The 18872-nt window shown below is 72.5% G+C and carries 19 protein-coding genes and 2 riboswitches; of the genes, 10 read left to right on the top strand and 9 right to left on the bottom strand.

Translation table 11 applies throughout. From position 1 onward, the window contains the following. Positions 1-4: 4 nt before the first annotated feature. From gcvP to ACYVJ0_RS08870, 3 genes are read right to left on the bottom strand one after another with little or no spacing between them, the layout of a single operon-like run. Complete coding sequence (gene gcvP / locus ACYVJ0_RS08880; protein WP_460817340.1) at positions 5-2983, bottom strand: aminomethyl-transferring glycine dehydrogenase; 2979 nt, start codon at positions 2981-2983, stop codon at positions 5-7. Further along, the gene (gene gcvH, locus ACYVJ0_RS08875; protein WP_460817338.1) at positions 2893-3276 is read right to left on the bottom strand and encodes a glycine cleavage system protein GcvH; all 384 of its coding nucleotides are present in this window, start codon (positions 3274-3276) and stop codon (positions 2893-2895) included. The genes gcvP and gcvH overlap by 91 nt, the downstream gene beginning before the upstream one ends. Then, positions 3273-4457 carry a glycine cleavage system aminomethyltransferase GcvT gene (locus tag ACYVJ0_RS08870; protein WP_460817336.1) on the bottom strand — a complete coding sequence of 395 codons (1185 nt, stop codon included), beginning with the start codon at positions 4455-4457 and terminating at the stop codon, positions 3273-3275. The genes gcvH and ACYVJ0_RS08870 overlap by 4 nt, the downstream gene beginning before the upstream one ends. Positions 4458-4500: 43 nt before the next feature. After that, positions 4501-4592: riboswitch (glycine riboswitch) on the bottom strand. Continuing rightward, a riboswitch (glycine riboswitch) is annotated at positions 4593-4686 on the bottom strand. A gap of 181 nt (positions 4687-4867) precedes the next feature. Between ACYVJ0_RS08870 and ACYVJ0_RS08865 the strand changes: the two genes are divergently transcribed. The 5 genes from ACYVJ0_RS08865 to ACYVJ0_RS08845 all read left to right on the top strand — a co-directional run bounded on the left by ACYVJ0_RS08865 (position 4868) and on the right by ACYVJ0_RS08845 (position 9063). Next, positions 4868-5839 carry a methionine ABC transporter ATP-binding protein gene (locus tag ACYVJ0_RS08865; protein ID WP_460817335.1) on the top strand — a complete coding sequence of 324 codons (972 nt, stop codon included), beginning with the start codon at positions 4868-4870 and terminating at the stop codon, positions 5837-5839. Next, a complete protein-coding gene (locus ACYVJ0_RS08860) occupies positions 5836-6579 on the top strand; it encodes a methionine ABC transporter permease (protein WP_460817334.1) in 744 nt (247 codons plus the stop codon). The genes ACYVJ0_RS08865 and ACYVJ0_RS08860 overlap by 4 nt, the downstream gene beginning before the upstream one ends. Before the next feature lie 32 nt (positions 6580-6611). Further along, complete coding sequence (locus tag ACYVJ0_RS08855; protein WP_449853407.1) at positions 6612-7424, top strand: MetQ/NlpA family ABC transporter substrate-binding protein; 813 nt, start codon at positions 6612-6614, stop codon at positions 7422-7424. Positions 7425-7576: 152 nt separating this feature from the next. Further along, a complete protein-coding gene (locus ACYVJ0_RS08850) occupies positions 7577-8176 on the top strand; it encodes an NUDIX hydrolase (protein WP_460817405.1) in 600 nt (199 codons plus the stop codon). After that, positions 8173-9063 (top strand): glycosyltransferase family 2 protein, encoded by an 891-nt coding sequence (locus ACYVJ0_RS08845; RefSeq protein WP_460817332.1) that lies wholly within the window; start codon positions 8173-8175, stop codon positions 9061-9063. The genes ACYVJ0_RS08850 and ACYVJ0_RS08845 overlap by 4 nt, the downstream gene beginning before the upstream one ends. 7 nt (positions 9064-9070) lie before the next feature. On the opposite strand, the gene ACYVJ0_RS08840 is transcribed toward ACYVJ0_RS08845, so the two are convergent. Beyond that, a complete protein-coding gene (locus ACYVJ0_RS08840) occupies positions 9071-11101 on the bottom strand; it encodes an ABC transporter ATP-binding protein (RefSeq protein ID WP_460817403.1) in 2031 nt (676 codons plus the stop codon). Positions 11102-11358: 257 nt separating this feature from the next. Here ACYVJ0_RS08840 and ACYVJ0_RS08835 point away from each other — a divergent pair, with 257 nt between their 5' ends. Next, positions 11359-12774, top strand: a complete 1416-nt coding sequence (locus tag ACYVJ0_RS08835; protein WP_449853455.1) for a DHA2 family efflux MFS transporter permease subunit — start codon at positions 11359-11361, stop codon at positions 12772-12774. A 32-nt stretch (positions 12775-12806) separates the two neighbouring features. On the opposite strand, the gene ACYVJ0_RS08830 is transcribed toward ACYVJ0_RS08835, so the two are convergent. Beyond that, a complete protein-coding gene (locus ACYVJ0_RS08830) occupies positions 12807-12971 on the bottom strand; it encodes a hypothetical protein (protein WP_460817330.1) in 165 nt (54 codons plus the stop codon). 227 nt (positions 12972-13198) lie between these two features. Between ACYVJ0_RS08830 and ACYVJ0_RS08825 the strand changes: the two genes are divergently transcribed. Continuing rightward, on the top strand, positions 13199-13747 hold the full coding sequence (locus ACYVJ0_RS08825) for a type 1 glutamine amidotransferase domain-containing protein (protein WP_460817329.1): 549 nt from the start codon (positions 13199-13201) through the stop codon (positions 13745-13747). A gap of 201 nt (positions 13748-13948) precedes the next feature. Continuing rightward, positions 13949-14362 (top strand): pyridoxamine 5'-phosphate oxidase family protein, encoded by a 414-nt coding sequence (locus ACYVJ0_RS08820; protein WP_460817327.1) that lies wholly within the window; start codon positions 13949-13951, stop codon positions 14360-14362. 18 nt (positions 14363-14380) lie between these two features. Here ACYVJ0_RS08820 and ACYVJ0_RS08815 read toward each other — a convergent pair whose 3' ends face one another. The 4 genes from ACYVJ0_RS08815 to ACYVJ0_RS08800 all read right to left on the bottom strand — a co-directional run bounded on the left by ACYVJ0_RS08815 (position 14381) and on the right by ACYVJ0_RS08800 (position 17487). Further along, positions 14381-14605 carry a hypothetical protein gene (locus ACYVJ0_RS08815; RefSeq protein WP_449853412.1) on the bottom strand — a complete coding sequence of 75 codons (225 nt, stop codon included), beginning with the start codon at positions 14603-14605 and terminating at the stop codon, positions 14381-14383. Between the two features lie 88 nt (positions 14606-14693). After that, complete coding sequence (locus tag ACYVJ0_RS08810; protein WP_449853413.1) at positions 14694-15893, bottom strand: amidohydrolase; 1200 nt, start codon at positions 15891-15893, stop codon at positions 14694-14696. A gap of 134 nt (positions 15894-16027) precedes the next feature. After that, positions 16028-16930: a dihydrodipicolinate synthase family protein gene (locus tag ACYVJ0_RS08805; RefSeq protein WP_460817325.1), complete on the bottom strand. Its 903-nt coding sequence runs from the start codon at positions 16928-16930 to the stop codon at positions 16028-16030. Positions 16931-16956: 26 nt separating this feature from the next. Next, positions 16957-17487 carry a TetR/AcrR family transcriptional regulator gene (locus tag ACYVJ0_RS08800; protein ID WP_460817323.1) on the bottom strand — a complete coding sequence of 177 codons (531 nt, stop codon included), beginning with the start codon at positions 17485-17487 and terminating at the stop codon, positions 16957-16959. A 105-nt stretch (positions 17488-17592) separates the two neighbouring features. On the opposite strand from ACYVJ0_RS08800, the gene ACYVJ0_RS08795 reads away from it, so the two are divergent. After that, on the top strand, positions 17593-18309 hold the full coding sequence (locus ACYVJ0_RS08795; protein ID WP_460817322.1) for an MBL fold metallo-hydrolase: 717 nt from the start codon (positions 17593-17595) through the stop codon (positions 18307-18309). Between the two features lie 56 nt (positions 18310-18365). Beyond that, positions 18366-18872, top strand: coding sequence for a tetratricopeptide repeat protein (locus ACYVJ0_RS08790; RefSeq protein WP_460817320.1), 507 nt, complete (start codon positions 18366-18368; stop codon positions 18870-18872).

The raw sequence follows: 18872 nt of genomic DNA, 5'->3' as shown, positions 1-18872 counted from the left end.
CCGATCAGGCGAAGGCCTCGATCGGCGGGCACGCGCACACGAGGTTGCGGTCGCCGTAGGCCTGATCGATCCGGCGCACCGGCGGCCAGTACTTGGCCGCCGTGATGCCGGCCGGGAAGACCGCCTCCTCGCGCGAGTACGGGTGATCCCACTCGCCCACGAGCGCGGCGGCGGTGTGCGGCGCGTTCACGAGCGGGTTGTCGCCCGCCGGCCACTCCCCCGCGGCCACGCGCTCCGCCTCGGCTTTGATCGCGATCATCGCCTCGACGAAGCGGTCGAGCTCGGCGCGGTCCTCCGACTCCGTCGGCTCGACCATGAGCGTGCCCGCCACGGGGAACGACATGGTCGGGGCGTGGAAGCCGTAGTCGATGAGCCGCTTGGCGACGTCGTCGTTCGAGATACCCGTGACCGCCTTGAGCGGGCGCAGGTCGAGAATGCACTCGTGCGCCACCCGTCCCTCGGCGCCTGTGTACAGCACCGGGTAGTGCTCGCCCAGGCGCGCGGCGATGTAGTTGGCACCGAGCACCGCGGCGTCGGTCGCCTCCGTGAGGCCCTCGAGCCCCATCATCCGGATGTACGCCCACGAGATCGGCAGGATCGACGCGGATCCGTACGGTGCGGACGACACCGGGCCGATGCCCTCGGTCGCATCCTGCGCGAGCGGGTGGTTCGGCAGGAACGGCGCGAGGTGCGTCTTCGCCGCCACCGGGCCGACGCCCGGGCCGCCGCCGCCGTGCGGGATGGCGAACGTCTTGTGCAGGTTGAGGTGCGACACGTCGCCGCCCAGGTCGCCGAAGCGGGCGTGGCCGAGCAGGGCGTTGAGGTTGGCGCCGTCGATGTACACCTGGCCGCCGGCCTCGTGCACCGCGGCCGTGATCTCGAGCACGTCGGCCTCGTACACGCCGTGCGTGGACGGGTAGGTGATCATGAGCGCGGCGAGCGTATCGGCGTGCTCGGCGATCTTCGCGCGCAGGTCGCCGAGGTCGACGTTGCCGAGCTCGTCGCAGGCCACGACGACCACGCGCATGCCGGCCAGCACCGCCGAGGCGGCGTTCGTGCCGTGTGCCGACGACGGGATCAGGCAGACGTCGCGGTGCTCGTCGCCGCGCGAGAGGTGGTAGCCGCGGATCGCGAGGAGCCCGGCGAGCTCGCCCTGCGAGCCGGCATTCGGCTGCAGCGAGACGGTGTCGTAGCCCGTGAGGTCGGCGAGCCATCCCTCCAGCTGGTGGATGAGCTCGAGCGAGCCGGCCACGTCCTCCCGCGGTGCGAACGGGTGGATCCGCGAGAACTCCGGCCACGACACCGCCGCCATCGCGGTCGCGGCGTTGAGCTTCATCGTGCAGGAGCCCAGCGGGATCATGCCGCGGTCGAGCGCGTAGTCGCTGTCGGCGAGGCGCTTGAGGTACCTCATCATCGCCGTCTCGGAGTGGTGCGTACGGAAGACGGGGTGCGTGAGGATCTCGTCGCGGCGGAACAGCTCGCGCGGGATGCCGGAGTCGCGCATCGACACCATCCGCACGGTGCCGCCGAGCGGGCGCCCGAACGGCGCGTCCGGCGCCACGCCGAACGCCTCCCGAACGGCGGCGACGTCGGCATCCGTCGTCGCCTCGCCGACCGAGATGCCCACGGTGTCCTCGTCGACGAGGTGCAGCAGCACGCCGCGCTCGCGCGCGTTCGCGACGACCTCCGCGGCGCGCCCGGGCACGCGGGCGCGGATCGTGTCGAAGAACTGCTCGTGCAGGATCTCGACGCCACCCGAGGCGAGCTGCTGCTTCAGCACACCGGTGCGCATCGCGATGCCCGAGGCGATCGACCGCAGCCCCTCCGGGCCGTGGTACACGGCGTACATCGCCGCCATGACGGCCAGCAGCACCTGCGCCGTGCAGATGTTGCTCGTCGCCTTCTCGCGGCGGATGTGCTGCTCGCGCGTCTGCAGCGCGAGGCGGTAGGCGGGGGCACCGTCGGCGTCGACCGAGACGCCGACGAGGCGACCGGGCAGCTGGCGCTCGAGGCCCTGGCGCACGGCCATGTAGCCGGCGTGCGGGCCGCCGAAGCCGAGCGGCACGCCGAAGCGCTGCGTCGAGCCCACGACGATGTCGGCGCCCATCGATCCGGGCGAGGCGAGGACCACGAGCGCCATGATGTCGGCGGCGACGACGGCCTGGCCGCCCGCCGCGTGCACGGCGTCGATGACGGCGGAGGGATCCCACACGCGCCCCGAGGCGCCGGGGTACTGGATGAGCGCGCCGAACAGCTCGGCCGGCAGCGCCTCGCCGCCGGCGAGGTCGACCTCGACGAGCTCGATGCCGACCGCCTCGGCACGCACGGCGAGCACGGCCTTCGTCTGCGGGAGGGCGTCGGCGTCGACGGCGAACACGTTCGATCCGCCCCGGACGGCGCGGCGCGCGAGCAGCATGCCCTCGGCGACCGCTGTGGACTCGTCGAGCATCGACGCGTTCGCGACGGGAAGCCCCGTGAGGTCGCCCACCATCGTCTGGAAGTTCAGCAGCGCCTCCAGGCGGCCCTGCGAGATCTCCGGCTGGTACGGCGTGTAGGCCGTGTACCAGGACGGGTTCTCGAACACGTTGCGCTGGATCACGCTCGGCGTGATCGTGTCGCTGTAGCCGAGGCCGATCATCGGCGAGAGCACCCGGTTCTTCGCGGCGAGGGCGCGCAGCTCGGCCAGGGCCTCGGCCTCGCTCACCCCGCGGACGGGGATCGCACCGGAGGTCGCCCCGTCGGCGCGGATGGCGGCCGGGATCGCCTGGGCGACGAGCGGATCGGTGAGCTCGCGGGTCTCGGCGATCTCCTCGCGCACGCTCAGGCCGAGCGCCTCGACCATCGCGCGACGGTCGGCCTCCGACGTGCCGATGTGGCGACGCAGGTAGTCGCTCACGCGGCGCCGCCCGTGAGCGCCTCGTACGCCGCCCGATCCATGAGGCCGGTCAGCGGCTGGCCCGACAGCTGCACGCGCACGAGCCATCCCTTGCCGTACGGGTCCTGGTTGACGAGCGACGGGTCGGCGTCGACCTCGCCGTTCAGCGCGATCACCTCGCCGTCGACGGGGGCATAGAGCTCCGAGACCGACTTGGTCGACTCGATCTCGCCCATCACCTGGCCGGCCGTGAGCGCGGCGTTGTCGGCGGGCAGGTCGACGTAGACGACGTCGCCGAGCTGGTCGGCGGCGTAGTCGGTGATGCCGATCGTCGCGACGTCGCCGTCGACGGCGACCCACTCGTGCTCGGCGGTGTACTTGAGGGCGGCGAGGTCGGTCATGAGTTCCTCCGGTAGAAGGGCAGGGCGGCGACGGCAGCGGGGATGCGCGTGCCGCGGACGTCGATGGTCAGGTCGGTGGCGGAGGCGGCGTCCGGGCGGACGTACGCCATGGCGATGGGGTGGCCGAGGGTGGGGCTGAGGGCGCCGCTCGTGAGCTCGCCGACGCGCTCGTCGCCGCGATAGACGGGGTAGCCGGCGCGCCCGGCGCGGCGGCCCTCCGTCGTCAGGCCCACCAGGACCGGCGCCTCGGGGCGCGGTTCCTTCGCCGCCTCGCCGATGAAGCCGGTCTTGTCGGCCGGGATCACGCGACCGAGCCCGGCCTGCGCCGGGACGACGTCGCGCGAGAGCTCGTGGCCGTACAGCGGCATGCCCGCCTCGAGGCGCAGCGTGTCGCGCGCGGCGAGCCCGGCGGGCACGAGCCCGTGCGGCTCGCCCGCGGCGAGCAGCGCGCGCCAGAGGGCGGCGGCGCGGCTGACGGGGATCATCAGCTCGAAGCCGTCCTCGCCGGTGTAGCCGGTGCGCGCGATGAGCAGCGGCGCCCCGTCGAAGCGCGCGCTCGCCCAGGCGTAGTACCGCTGCTCGCCCCAGGGGGTGTCGAGCTCGGCGATACCGGGGGTCGCCTCGAGGATCGCCTGGGCCGCAGGGCCCTGCACGGCGAGGAGGGCGTGCGCGTCGGTGACGTCCTCGACCGTGACCTCGAGCGGTCTCGGCTCGCTGCCCTCGCTCGACCCGTCTCCGCTCCGCGGCTGCGCCGCTCCGGTCGACAAGCGGAAGGCCGACGCGCGCTCCTGCAGCGCCTGCGCCACCGCATCGCGGTTGCCGGCGTTGGCGACGACGAGGAAGCGGTCGTCCGCGAGCCGGTAGACGATGAGGTCGTCGATGATCCCGCCGTCCTCGGCGAGGATCATCGTGTACTTGGCCTTGCCGACGGCGAGCGCCGACAGCCGGCCCGCGAGCGCGAAGTCGAGGAATGCCCCGGCGCGCTCACCCGTGACGAGGATCTCGCCCATGTGAGAGATGTCGAACAGCCCGGCGGCGGTGCGCACGGCGTGGTGCTCGGCGAGGTCCGAGCCGTACCGGACCGGCATCATCCAGCCGCCGAAGTCGGTGAAGCTCGCGCCGAGCGCCTCGTGCTCGGCGCGCAGCGGGGTGTCGCGCGGGGCGACGGGCGGTGACTCCATGCGGGGCTCCCTGAGTCCGGCACGCGCCGAGCGGCGCCGTGCGAACTCCCCCTCTGTCATCGGCCTGAGAGTTTCGACGGGCCGAGCCCGTCTTTCACCGTCGGCGGGAGCGTGGGCTCCGCTTTCCAGAGTGGCCCGATCTGCGCGGTACGCATACCTGAGAGATTGGCGGGGAGGCTTGCTCCTTCGGTGCCCGGCGCGAGGACCGGGGCTCTCCCGCGACAGATCATGGGGCCCGTGTGCTGTTGTGGCTCCATGCTAGGCCACGCACGTTTCGCGCGGACGACGGAACGCGCCGTCACACAGCGTCACGCGGATTCGGCGGATCGGAGCGGATCGGGGAGGATCGAAGGGTCGACACCACCGGCGGAGCGGCGCGCCGGCGGCGTGCCGCGATCTGAAGCAGGCACATGATCACCATCTCCCACCTCGTCAAGAGCTACGGCCCCACGCGCGCCCTCGACGACGTCTCGCTGACCGTCGAGCGCGGCGAGATCTTCGGCGTCGTCGGCACGTCCGGCGCCGGCAAGTCCACCCTCATCCGGGCTGTGAACGGCCTCGAGAAGCCCGACTCCGGCACGGTCGAGGTCGACGGCAGGGCCATCACCGGCCTGAGCGGCGCCGCGCTGCGCGAGGCGCGCCACGGCATCGGCATGATCTTCCAGCACTTCAACCTGCTCTCGCGGCGCACGGTCGCCGGCAACGTCTCGCTCGCGCTCGAGGCGCAGGGCCTCGGCCGCGCCGCCCGCCGGGCGCGCGTCGCCGAGATCCTCGACCTCGTCGGCCTGGCCGACCGCGCCGGCCACTACCCGGCCCAGCTCTCGGGCGGGCAGAAGCAGCGCGTCGGCATCGCCCGCGCGCTCGCGACGAACCCGAAGGTGCTGCTGAGCGACGAGGCCACGAGCGCCCTCGACCCCGAGACGACCGCGAGCATCCTCGCCCTGCTGCAGCGCCTCAACCGCGAGCTGGGGCTGACGATCCTGCTCATCACGCACGAGATGGACGTCGTCAAGCAGATCTGCACGTCGGCCGCGCTCATGCAGAGGGGCCGGATCGTCGAGGCGGGCCGGCTGCGCGAGCTGCTGCGCACGCCCGGATCCGTCATCGCCCGTCAGCTGTTCCCGCTGGGCGAGGCGCCCGCCACGCCGGGTTCGACCGTGCTCGACCTGACGTTCACGGAGCTGACGGCACAGGATCCCGTGATCGCGCGGCTCGCGCGCGAGCAGGGGCTCGACATCGGACTGCTCGGCGCGGCGATCGAGACGATCGACGGCGTGCAGTCGGGCCGCACGCGCCTCGAGCTGCCCGCGGGCGCCGACGTGGCGCGCGCGATCGCGTCCCTGCGCGAGCAGGGCATCGTCGTCGAGGAGGTGGCCGCGTGATCGACGTGAACGCGCCGGATTTCTGGCCCACGCTGTTCGCCAACCTCTGGAAGGCGACGCTCGAGACGCTCTACATGGTCGGCGCCACGATGGTCGTCACCTTCGTGATCGGCCTCGTGCTGGGCGTGCTGCTCGTGGCGACCGATCGCGGCGGCGTGCTGGAGCGCCCCTTCGGCAGCCGCGCCGCGGGACGGGCGATCAACATCGTCCTGTCGGTCGTCGTGAACATCACGCGCTCGATCCCGTTCCTCATCCTCATGATCGCGCTCATCCCGTTCACGTTCCTCGTGCTGGGCACGTCGTTCGGGTCGACGGCGGCGATCGTGCCGCTGTCGATCTCGGCGATCCCGTTCTTCGCGCGGCTCGCGGAGATCGCGCTGCGCGAGGTGCCGGACGGGCGGATCGAGGCGGCCGAGGCGCTCGGCTGCACCCGCTGGCAGATCCTCACGAAGGTGCTCGTGCCCGAGTCGCTGCCCGCGATGATCCGCGGCTTCGCCACGACCGTCGTCTCGATCATCAACTTCTCCGCGATCGCCGGCACGATCGGCGCCGGCGGGCTCGGCGACCTCGCCGTGCGCTACGGCCACCAGCGCTACAGCACGGAGTACATCATCTGCGTGGTCATCGTGCTCGTCGTGCTCGTGCAGGGACTGCAGACGCTCGGCGAGTGGCTGGCCAAGCGCCTCGACCACGAGCGCTCCGCCGGTCGCGCCGCCGTCACCGTCGTCGTGGCCTCCTGATCCTTCTCACCGCCCCACCGAAAGGCACCACCATGTCCCGATTCACCCGCTCCGCGGCCGCCGTCACCGGCGTCGCCGCGCTCGCCCTGGGCCTGACGGCCTGCGGCGGATCCTCCGACGCCGAGGGCGAGGGCCTCGGCACGATCTCGGTCGGCGCCACCGCCGTGCCGGCCGGCGAGCTGCTGCAGTTCGTCGCCGACGAGCTGGCCCCCGCCGAGGGCCTGACGATCGAGATCCAGGAGTACAGCGACTACAACACCCCCAACCCGGCGCTGTCGCAGGGTGCGAACGACGCGAACCTCTTCCAGCACGGGCCGTTCCTCGACCTCTACAACGAGGACGCGGGCGACGACCTCGTCAATGTCGGCCCCGTGTACCTGCCGCCGCTGGCGCTGTACTCGGAGAGCGTCGAGTCGCTCGAGGACCTGCCGGAGGGCGCGACGATCGCGCTGCCGAACGACGCCTCGAACGAGTCGCGCGCGCTGCTGCTGCTCGCCTCGGCCGGCCTCATCGAGACGACCGACGCGCCCACGACGATCAGCGACATCACGGCGAACCCGAAGGGCTTCGAGTTCAGCGAGATCGACGCCGCCACGCTGCCGGCCGCGCTGCAGCAGATGGACGCCGCCGTCGTCAACTTCAACTTCGCCTCGGCCGCGGGCATCTCCAGCGACCTGCAGCTGCTGAGCGAGGGCCAGGACAGCGAGTACTTCAACATCCTCGCCACGCGCCCGGAGCTCGAGGACGACCCCCGCGTCGAGAAGCTCTACGAGCTGCTCACGTCGGACGAGACGAAGGCGTGGATCGAGGAGACCTACGACGGTCTCGTGATCCCGGCCGAGTGATCTCAGCAGTGTGATCGCCGCCGAGTGATCCCGGCCAATCCGGACCTGCCCGCCGACGCGGATACCCTCGTAGCGTGAGTGAGGGTATCCGCGTCGCGGTCTCGACCGTGATCTTCTCCCTGCGGTCGCGCCCGGAGGCCCCCGACGCGCTCATGCTGCCGCTCGTGCGGCGCACGCGAGACCCGTTCCGCGGCGACTGGGCGATCCCGGGCGGCTGGCTGCGCGAGGACGAGGGGCTCGACGACGCCGCGGCGCGCACTCTCGACGGGACGACGGGGCTGAGCGCCAGCTACCTCGAGCAGCTCTACGCGTTCGGCGACGTCGACCGCTCCCCCGGCCGCGTCGTCTCGATCGCGTACTGGGCGCTGCTGCGTCAGGACCTCGTCGACGCGCAACTGTCCTCGCGCCCCGCGCCCGAGAACGTCGCGTGGTTCGACGTCGACGCGCTGCCCGCGCTCGCGTTCGACCACGACCGGATCGTCGCGTACGCGCTGTGGCGGCTACGCAACAAGGTGGCCTACAGCCGCATCGCGGCCGGCCTGCTGCCCGACGAGTTCACGCTGACCGAGCTGCGCGAGGTGTACGAGGCGGTGCTCGGGCGGCGCCTGGATCCGTCGAACTTCCGCCGCCTCATCGAGGGCTCCGAGGCGCTCGTGCCCACCGAGTCGTTCCGCACGGGCAAGCACCGCCCCGCCCGGCTGTTCCGCTACAACGCCGAGGTGGCGCTGGCCGAGAACGGTCCCCTCGCGTGAGCGGCGCGGCGGTCACGGTGATCGTGGCCGGCTGGAACATCGCCCCCTACGCCGACGAGGCACTGACCTCGCTGCGCGCCCAGACCCGCGAGGACTGGCGCGCGATCCTCGTCGACGACGGCTCGGACGACGGCACCGGGGCGGACTTCGACGGCTTCGCGGCGCTCGATGCGCGCTTCACCGTCGTGCACCACCCGGAGCGGCGCGGACTGGGCGCGGCGCGCAACGCCGGGCTGGAACGGATCGACACCCCCTTCGTCGGCTTCCTGGACGCCGACGATGTGATGGAGCCCGACGCGCTCGCCCTGCTCGTGGGCGCGCTCGAGCGCAGCGGCAGCGACATCGCCGTCGGCGCCTATCGGCGGCTGCGCCCCGCCACGCGCGGCTACCTGCTCGGCGACGTGCAGCCGTGGGTCGCCGCCTCGACCGCGCCACCGCGCGCGGGCGCGACGCTGGCGGAGCATCCGGAGGTCGTCAACAACATCGTCGCGTGGTCGAAGGTCACCCGCGCCGAGATGTGGCGCGGGCTGCGATTCCCGGCGGGGCTGTACGAGGATCAGCTCATCGCGCAGGAGCTGTACACGCGGGCGCGGCGGATCGACACGGTCGCCGATCCCGTCGTGCGCTGGCGGGTGCGCCCGGACGGATCGTCGATCACCCAGGGCGAGGCCCGCATCGAGGTGCTCCGCGCGGTGCTGGCCGCCATGCGCGCCGGTCTCGAGGTGCTGCGCGAGCGCGGCCCGGAGGTCGCGGTCCTCGCGCGCGCCTCCACGATCCTCGGCATGGACGTGCCGCGTCTCGGGGGGCACGCGCTCGACCACCCCGATCCCGCGTACCCGGCCGAGCTGGAGGCGTTCCGCCGCGAGGTCGCCGCGCTGCTGCCCTGATCGGGCATCAGGCCTCGGGCACCTCCGGATCGGCGGGCGGGAGCGCGATGGCGCCGGTCGCGAGCGCGGTCCCCTCCGCGGCGGGCTCGTCGGGAGCGCGGTCGGCGCGGCGCCCGGCCTCGGCCGGTCCCTCCTCCGCGGCGACCTCCGCCTCGATCTCGTCCTCCGTCTCGAGCACCCGCGTGGAGGCAAGCTGCTCGGCCGCCAGCTCGGCGTACAGCCCGCCGCGCGCCAGCAGCTCGGCGTGCGTGCCCGACTCGACGATCCGGCCCGCCTCGACCACGTGGATCACGTCGGCGTCGATGACGGTCGAGAGCCGGTGCGCGATCGACAGGGTCGTGCGGCCGCGCGCGGCCGCCTCCAGCGCCTCCTGCACGATCCGCTCCGACACCGTGTCGAGCGCACTCGTGGCCTCGTCCAGCAGCAGCACGGGCGGGTCCTTCAGCAGCACGCGCGCGATGGCGATGCGCTGCTTCTCGCCGCCCGAGAGGCGGTAGCCGCGCTCCCCCACCACCGTGTCGTAGCCGTGCTCGAAGCCCGCGATGACGTGGTGGATGTTCGCCTGGCGGCACACCTCCTCGATCTCGGCGTCGCTCGCGTCCGGCTTGGCATAGCGCAGGTTCTCGCGGATCGTCGCGTGGAAGAGGTAGGTCTCCTGCGACACGATGCCGACGTGGTCGATGATCGACTCCTGCCGCAGCGCGCGCACGTCCGCGCCCGCGAAGAGCACCGATCCGGACGAGGCCTCGTACAGCCGCGGCGTGAGGTACAGCACGGTGGTCTTGCCCGCGCCGCTCGGCCCCACGAACGCCACCTGCTGGCCGGGCTCGGCGACGAAGCTCACGCCGTCGAGGGTGGGGCGCGAGTCGCCCGACGCGTCCGGGTAGCGGAAGGTCACGTCGCGGAACTCGATCCGCCCCAGCGGCCCGGGTGCGTCGGCGACGGAGATCGCGCCGGGGGCGTCGGTGATGGCGGGCTTCAGGTCGAGGTACTCGAAGATGCGCGCGAACAGCGCGGCCGAGGTCTGCACCTCCAGCGCCACGCGCATGAGGCTCGTGAGCGGCTGCAGCAGGCGCGCCTGCACCGTCGTGAACGCGACGATCGCGCCGGCCGTGATCGCGCCGGGGTCGCCGACCATGATGACGCCCGCCACGAGGTAGATGACGGCGGGCACCGACGCCATGAGCACGTGCACGACGGCGAAGAAGCCCTGGCCGCTCATCGCCTGGCGCACCTGCAGGCGGATCTGGTTCGCGTTCTCCGTGGCGTACCGTGCGGACTCGGCGCGCTGGCGGTTGAAGGACTTCGACAGCAGGATGCCCGAGACGCTCAGGGTCTCCTGCGTGATCGCGGTCAGCTCCGACAGCGATTGCTGGGTCTGCGACGCGATCCGCGCCCGCACCTGGCCGACCCGGCGCTGCACGAACACGAGCGGGGGCATCACGACGAGCGCGATGAGCGTGAGGCGCCAGTCGATCAGCAGCATCGCGACGAGCGACGCGATCACCGTGACGGTGTTGCCGAGGATGCTCGTGAACGTGCTCGTGAGCACGCCCGAGACGCCGCCGACGTCGTTCTGCAGGCGGGACTGGATGACGCCCGTCTTCGTGCGCGTGAAGAAGCCGAGCTCCATCGCCTGCAGGTGCTCGAACATGCGCACGCGCAGGTCGCCCGTCACGCGGTTGCCCACGTTCGAGGTGAACCACGTCTGTACGACGCCGACGAGCGCGCTCAGCACGTAGAGGCCGATGATGAGCGCCACGAGCCGGCCGAGCAGCCCCATCTGCACGCCGCCCTCGGCGGGGAACAGCGCGTCGTCGAAGACGCGCTCGATGATCAGCGGCGGCACGACGCCGAGGGCCGCGCCCACCACGACGAGCAGCGCCGTGACCGCGATCCGCCCCCGGTACGGCGCGAACAGGGCCACGACGCGCCGCCCGAGGTCGGGCACGGCCGGCGCCTCGGCGTTCTCGCGGCGCAGCGCCGCCTCGTCCACGCCGCGCATGCCACCGCGGCCGCCTCCCATGCCTCGCCCCATGCTCACCCGCTCAGACTAGGGCCGGCCTGCGACGCGGTCTCTGAGGGTGGCGTCAGTTGACGAGCGAGTGAATTGTCCGCGGATCGGGAATCGAGCGGATCGGGCCGCAGTTGGGGTTGATCGTCGCCCGCGAGAGGACGAATCTGGGATCCTCTGGCCCGGGGCGACTTGTCTTCTTCAGCACGGAGTACTCCTTGACGACTGATACCGGAACCGTTCGCGCCGTGCCGGCGCCCGACACCATCGACCCGCGCGGCATGCGGGTGATCTGGCTGCTGCTCATCGCCGCCTTCGTCGCGATCCTCAACGAGACGACGATGGGCATCGCCATCCCGCACCTCAACGAGGACCTCGGCCTGCCGCCCGAGCTCGGCCAGTGGATGACGAGCGCCTTCATGCTCACGATGGCCGTCGTCATCCCCACCACGGGCTTCATGCTCGTGCGCTTCACCACCCGCCAGGTGTTCCTCGCGGCGATGATCTCGTTCACGCTCGGCACGCTCATCTGCCTCGTGGCGCCCGGCTTCACGCTGCTGCTCGTCGGCCGCGTGGTGCAGGCCGCCGGCACCGGCGTGATGATGCCGCTGCTCATGACGACCATGATGAACGTCGTGCCGCCGCATTCGCGCGGTCGCATGATGGGCCGCGTCGGCCTGGTCATCTCGCTCGCCCCCGCCATCGGCCCCACCCTCTCGGGCGCCGTGCTCGAGACGCTCAGCTGGCGCTGGCTGTTCGCCATCGTGCTGCCGATCGCGCTCATCGCGCTCGCGCTGGGCGCCAAGTGGATGCTCAACCTCGGCGAGACCACCCACGCCCCCATCGACATCCTGTCGATCGTGCTCTCGGCGCTCGCCTTCGGCGGCATCGTCTTCGGCCTCAGCCAATTCGGCGGGCACGGCGAGGGCGCGGCCGGATCGGCGACGATCGGCTGGATCGTCATGGCCTTCGGCGCCGTGGCGCTGGCCCTGTTCGTGTGGCGCCAGCTCGCGCTCCAGAAGAAGGACGACGCCCTGCTCGACCTGCGCGTGTTCCGCTCGCGCAACTTCGTCGTGGCGGTGACGATCATGGCCGTCGTCGCCTTCTCGATGTTCGGCACGCTGTCGCTGCTGCCGCTGTACCTGCAGAACGTCGCGGGCCTGGACTCGCTGCAGGCCGGCCTCGTGCTGCTGCCCGGCTCGGTGCTCATGGGTCTGCTCGGCCCCGTCATGGGGCGGATCTACGACGCGCGCGGCCCGAAGACGCTGCTCGTGCCGGGCACGATCATGATCGCCGCGGCGCTGTTCGTGTACTCGACGCTCGGCGAGAACACGCCGATCGGCGTGCTGATCGCCGTGCAGATCGTCATGTCGCTGGGCCTGGCCAGCTCGTTCACGCCGCTGTTCTCGGCCTCGCTCGGCTCGCTCGAGCGCCGGCTGTACTCGCACGGCTCGGCCGCGCTCAACACGCTGCAGCAGGTGGCGGGCGCCGTGGGCACGGCCCTGCTCGTCTCGCTGTACTCGACGGCGCTGCACCTCGGCGAGGCCGAGGGCATGTCGATCGCCGACGCCGGCGCCCCCGGCGCGCGCACCGCGTTCCTGCTCGCGGCGATCGTCGCGCTCGTGCCGGTCGTGCTGGCCTTCTTCATCCGCAAGCCCGCGGATCAGGAGGGACCCGGCATCCCCGCCGGACACTGATCGAAACGCGGATCCCCGGGGGCGGGCTCAGGTCAGCCCTCGGGGATCTCGCATACCCCGCCCGCGCACATGCCCGCGCCGTGCGCCCCGCCCACGAGGGTGAGGGGCTTCGGCGCGAGGGGTGTCGCGGGCGTCGCCGTGCGGTGCGCTGCCGTGTCCGCGCCGTCGTCCGCGCCATGGTGGTGCTCGAATGCCATCGCGCCAGGCTAGACCCGTCGTACCCGCACTCAGCGACGGCGCGCGGCACTCACCAACGCGGCGGGCGTCACTCACCCATGCGTCCGTGGCCACCGTCCATACCCTTGCTCGCACCGGGCACGGCCAGGCCTAGCGACGGGTCTCGGCGCACGCAAGCCCCGTGACGCGGCGCGGCGCCCTCCGTAACGTCGCCCATGACCCCAGAACGACGAAACGAGGAGGCACCATGGCCGAACTCACCGGCAAGCGCGTGGCATTCCTGCTGACCGACGGATACGAGGACAGCGAGCTGACGAGCCCGTGGCAGGCCGTCACCGAGAGCGGAGCCGAGGCGGTTCTCGTCTCCCCCGCCGAGGGCCAGATCAGCGGCACGAACGGGCACACCCAGCCCGTCGACCTGCCGGTCTCGCAGGCGACGAGCGGCGACTTCGACGCCCTCGTCCTTCCCGGCGGCGTCGTGAACGCCGACCACCTGCGCATGGACGGCGCCTCGGTCGAGTTCGCGCGCTCGTTCTTCACCGAGCACAAGCCCGTGTCGGTCATCTGCCACGGCGCGTGGATCCTCATCGAGGCCGACGTCGTGCGCGACCGCACGATCACGAGCTACCCCAGCCTGCGCACGGACCTGCAGAACGCCGGCGCGAACTGGGTCGACGAGGAGGTCGTCGTCGACGCCGGGCTGGTCTCCAGCCGCACGCCCGACGACCTGCCCGCCTTCTGCGACAAGACCGTCGAGGAGATCGCCGAGGGCAAGCACGCCGAGCAGCACGCGTGATCCGTCGGCGGCCGCCGTCCCGCGGGTCGGCGGCCGCCGCGGCGCGCGTCCGCGCGATCGCCGTCCGCGGCCGCGCCCACTCACCCTGGCACTCAGCGTTTGGACCGCCGGGCCGTGCAGGATCGGGCGAAACCTACCATCGAAGGCGCGGCCGCATCGAGCCGCGGCGAGCTGCATGACGCAGAGATGAGGGGCGGCCCGATGACCACGACGCTGAACGACCAGGCATGCCTGGACCTGCTGGCCACGGGATCGGTCGGCCGGTTCGGCTTCGTGCGCGACGGACGGGTGCTCATCATCCCCGTCACCTACCGCTACGACGGCTCGGACATCATCGTGCGCACGGGGACCGAGGGCGTGCTCGCCGGGCTGCCCGACGAGGACGCGCCCGTGACCTTCGAGGTGGACTACCACGACCCCAACCGCGGCGCCGGCTGGAGCGTGCTGATGCACGGCTCCGTCACGACGATGGACGACGACGAGGTGGCGGCCAGCCCGGCCGCGCGTGGGCTGGTGCCGTGGGCGGGCGGCGACCGGCCGCGCTACCTGCGCTACCGCATCGCGGCCGTCTCGGGCCGGCGCGTGCGGCGCGAGGACGGTCACGCCCCCGGCTGATCCGCCGGGGCGGATCGGTCACTCCGTCGCGTCGGCCTCGGTCTGCTCGAGGTGCGTGCGCGCCGCCGCGACGACCGCGCCCAGCCCCTCGTCGTCGCTGACGCGCTCCTCGCCGACGGCATCGGAGGTCGCGTAGCGATGCACGACCTCCACGAGATCGAGCGTGAACTGTGCACGCTCCTTCCGCCCCATCGTCTTGAGCTGCTGTTCGATCTCCGCCGCGAGCATGGTGTCGAGTGCCATGCCGCGACCGTACGCGCCGCGCGGGCCCGGCCGCCAGGGCTTGCGCTCCCGGCCGGGCGCGGTTAGCGCGCGGCCGGGAGCCGGGCGCTCAGGCGGCGTCGCGCGGGGCGACGCGCTCGGTGCGCGCGTCGCGGTCGTACTCGTACACCGTGCGGCCGTCGATGAGCACCCGCGCGGGCCGCGCCATGACGTCGAGCGGCTCGCCGTTCCACACGACGAGGTCGGCCCGCTTGCCGGCCTCGATCGATCCGAGCTCCGCGTCCACACCGAGCACCCGCGCCGGGTTGATCGTGATCGCCTCGAGCGCCGTGCGCTCGTCGAGCCCCTCGCGCACCGCGAGCGAGGCCTGGTGCACGAGGAAGTTGATCGGGATGACGGGGTGGTCGGTGATGATCGAGATCTCGACGCCCGCCGCCGCGAGCTTGCCGGGATTGGCGATGGAGCGACCGCGCAGCTCCATCTTCGACTTCGTCGTGAACAGCGGCCCGATCAGCACGGGCACGTCGCGCTCGGCGAGATAGTCGGCGACGACGTGTGCCTCGGTGCCGTGGTCGATGACGAGGCGGTAGCCGAACTCGTCGGCCAGGCGCACGGCCGTGACGATGTCGTCGGCGCGGTGCGCGTGCTGGCGCCACGGGATCTCGCCGCGCAGTACCGCCGCGAGCGCCTCGTTCGTGAGGTCGACCTCGGCGGGCTTGCCCTCCTCGGCGGCGTCGTGCTTGCGCATGTAGTTCTGCGCCGCGACGAAGGCCTCGCGGATGATCTTCGCGTTGCCGAGGCGCGTCGAGGGCGTCTGCTTCTTCTCGCCGTAGACGCGCTTGGGGTTCTCGCCGAGCGCGGACTTCACGCCGGCCGGGGCGCGCAGCACCATGCGGTCGACGATGCGGCCGTGCGTGCGCAGCACCGTCGCCTGCCCGCCGATCGGGTTGCCCGATCCCGGGTTCACGCCCACCGTCGTCACGCCGCCGGCGAGCGCGACGTCGAAGCCCTCGTCGAACGGATCGATCGCGTCGATCGTGCGCACGGCCGCCTGGTTCGGGCCGGTCATCTCGTTCGTGTCGCTCGCGGCGGCGCCGTCGCCCTCGGGGTGCACGCCGAGGTGCACGTGCGCGTCGATGAGCCCGGGCGTCACCGTGGCGCCCTGCAGGTCCACGACCTCCGCGCCCTCCGGCACCTCGACGTCCGCGCCGGCGGCGGCGATGCGGCCGTCTTCGCCGACGACGATCGTGCCGTGGTAGGGATCGCCCACCACGGGGATCACGTGCGCGTTCGTCAGGGCAAGGGTCATGGGAAACCTCCATCGGCGGCGGGTGCGAGCGGGGCACGGACCCTCCCGATCCCGCTGACACGGCGATCCGACGGTCGTGCGCCCCGTCTCATCCTGGCACCGGCACTCCCGGTGGCCGCGCGGGTCGCCGCGCGTCAGGCCAGGCCGAGCGCGTCGGCGACGCGCAGGACCTCGTCGCGCGCCTCTTCCCGGAGGCCGCGGATCGGCAGCGGCAGGCAGTCGGGCGGCACGAGCCCGCGGTGCTCGGCGATCGCGGCGATCACCCGCACGCTGCCACCGTGCGCGGCGAACAGCTCCCACAGGGGCGCGAGCCGCGCCGATTCCGCCCGCGCCGCCTCGGCGTCGTCGCCGCCCGCGGCGCGCGCGATCCGCAGTGCCGCCTCGGGCAGGGTGCCGGCGATCACGGAGTACCAGGCGTCGCAGCCGGCCAGCAACCCCTCGGCGGCGAGCGCGTCGCCCGAGACGCCGATCGTGACGTGCGGCGGGACGACCGCGCGGATCGCCGCGACGTGCGCGCGGGCGGCGAACGGCTCGGCTGGTACGCCGGGGATCTTGATCGAGGCGACGCCCGGCAGCTGCGCGATCCTGCCGTACAGGTCGTTCGTGAAGGCGAAGCGTGTGGTGCGCGGGTTGTCGTAGACGACGATCGGCAGCGCCGTGGCCCCGGCGACCGTGCGGAACAGCTCGAACACGTCGTCGTCGGTGAGCGGCTGGTACGTCATCGGCGCGAGCAGCACCCCCGCCGCTCCCGCGTCCTCGGCGTCGGCGACGTGGCGCAGCACGTGCGACGTGCGCAGCGCGCCCACGCCGACGAGCACGGGGGTGTCGCCCGCGCGCTCGACGGCGATGCGGGCGACGCGAGCGCGCTCGTCCGCGTCGAGGTACGCGTAGGAGCCGGTCGAGCCCAGCGCGGTGATCGAGTCGACGCCCGACGCCGCGAGCCGCTCGACGAGGCCGGCGAAGGCCGTCTCGTCCACGCGATCGTCGCGCAGGGGCGTGAGGGGGAACGAACTGAGGCCGCGGAAGGGTCCGGTCATCCCCTCATCCTCCCGCACCGCGCGGCTCAACCGTCCTGCTCGATCCCGGCGAGCAGGTGCGACAGGCCGTACTCGAACGCGCGCTCGACGTCTCCCCCGAGGCGGAAGGCGCCCGCCAGCTCCATCTGCAGGAAGCCCGTCGCCCAAGCGGTGAGCAGCCGCGCGGCGTCGAGCGCGTGCTCCTCGCCCACCCGCGCGGCGGCGGCGCGGATGACCGGCTCAGCGGAGCGCTGCAGCGCCTCCTGCGGCGCCGAGGGGGTGAACATCAGCCGGAACGCCTCGGGGTGCTCCTTGGCGAACGCGCGATACGCGGCGGCCAGCCGGGGCAGGCTCGGGGCAGCCGCCTCGAACCGCTCGGTGAGATCTGCGATCGCCGCCTCCGTCACCGCGACGAGCAGCGCATCCCTGCCCGCGAACCGCTTGTACAGCGACGGCGCGCGCACGCCGACACGCTCGGCGACCGCCTGCATGGTGAGCCCGGCCGCGCCGGCCGTCTCGACGATCTCGCGCGCGGCGGCGACGACCTCCTCGTTCGTGGTGCGCGTCGGCGATGGCATGCGGTCCCCTCTGTTCTGCGGACGATGGTTCTGCGGACAATGAGCTATTGACATTAGCCATCATGGCTAACTATCGTAGCCATCGTACCCGAAAGGATCTTCCTCATGAAGCTCGCGCCGCACCTGCATCGCCTCGGCAACGACATCGTCGCCTCGTACCTGATCGATATGCCCGAGGGCATCACGCTGATCGATGCCGGCCTGCCCGGCCACTGGAACGACCTGCGGGCCGAACTGGAGGAGATCGGGCGCGCGCTCTCCGACATCCGGGGCGTCGTCCTCACCCACGGCGACAGCGACCACATCGGCTTCGCCGAGCGGCTGCGGCGTGAGGCCGGTGTGCCCGTGCACATCCACGCCGCCGACGCACACCGCGCGCGCACCGGCGAGAAGCCGAAGACGCCGATGGGCCCCGCCCGCCCCGGACCGATGCTCGGGTTCCTCACCTACTCGCTGCGCAAGGACGGGATGCGCACGCGCTATGTGCAGGAGGTCGTGGAGTTCGCCGACGGCGACGTGCTCGATCTTCCCGGCAGCCCGCGCATCGTCGGCATGCCGGGCCACTCGCCCGGCAGCGTCGCGGTGCACGTGCCCGCGGCGGACGCCGTGTTCGTGGGCGACGCCCTCACGACGCGCCACGTGCTCACCGGCCGCGGCGGTCCGCAGCCGGCGCCCTTCACCGACGAGCCGGATCAGGCGCTCGCGTCGCTCGACCGGCTCGCCGCGGTCTCGGCCTCGTGGGTGCTTCCCGGCCACGGCGCGCCCTGGCGCGGCAGCCCCGCGGAGCTCACGGCCGCCGTGCGCGCGGCGTGCTCCCGGTGAGTCCGCAGGAGGATCCGGATGGGCCGCGCGGGGAGGTGAGCCGGTAGCATCGCGGCATGATCCAGCCGCGCCCCGAGCGCACGAGCGACACCGGCTGGCACATCGATCCGGACACCCTCCTGCCGGTGATCGACGACCTCGCTGTGTTCCGTGAAGCCCACGCTGATGATCCCGCCCGTGAGGCGCTCGTGTCGCTGTGGAGCGGAGACCCGGCCGAGGCGGAACGCCGGATCCGCGCCGATGTCGCCGACGCCGGCTCCCGGCGCGCGCGGGCGCTTCTCGCGGACTGCGCGGGCGACCAGGGCCGGCACGCCGACGCGATCCGGATGTATGACGGGCTCGTCGCGGAGACGGTCGGCACCCCGCAGGAGGCGGTGATGCGGCAGCACCTCGGAAAGGCGCACTTCGTCGCCGGTGACCTCGCGGCTGCGCTGCGCGAGTTCACCCTCGCCCTCGAGCTCCGCAAGCGCGCCGGCGCGCCGGCCGAGCTCATCGGATCGTCACAGCTCGCCGTCGACCGCGCCGCCGAGCTCCTGCGCGGATCGACCCCGGCGTCGAACTGA

It is taken from the genome of Microbacterium petrolearium, from assembly GCF_054782875.1.
The sequence above is the reverse complement of the archived record's forward strand: the minus strand, read 5'-3'. Positions and strand labels throughout refer to the sequence as shown.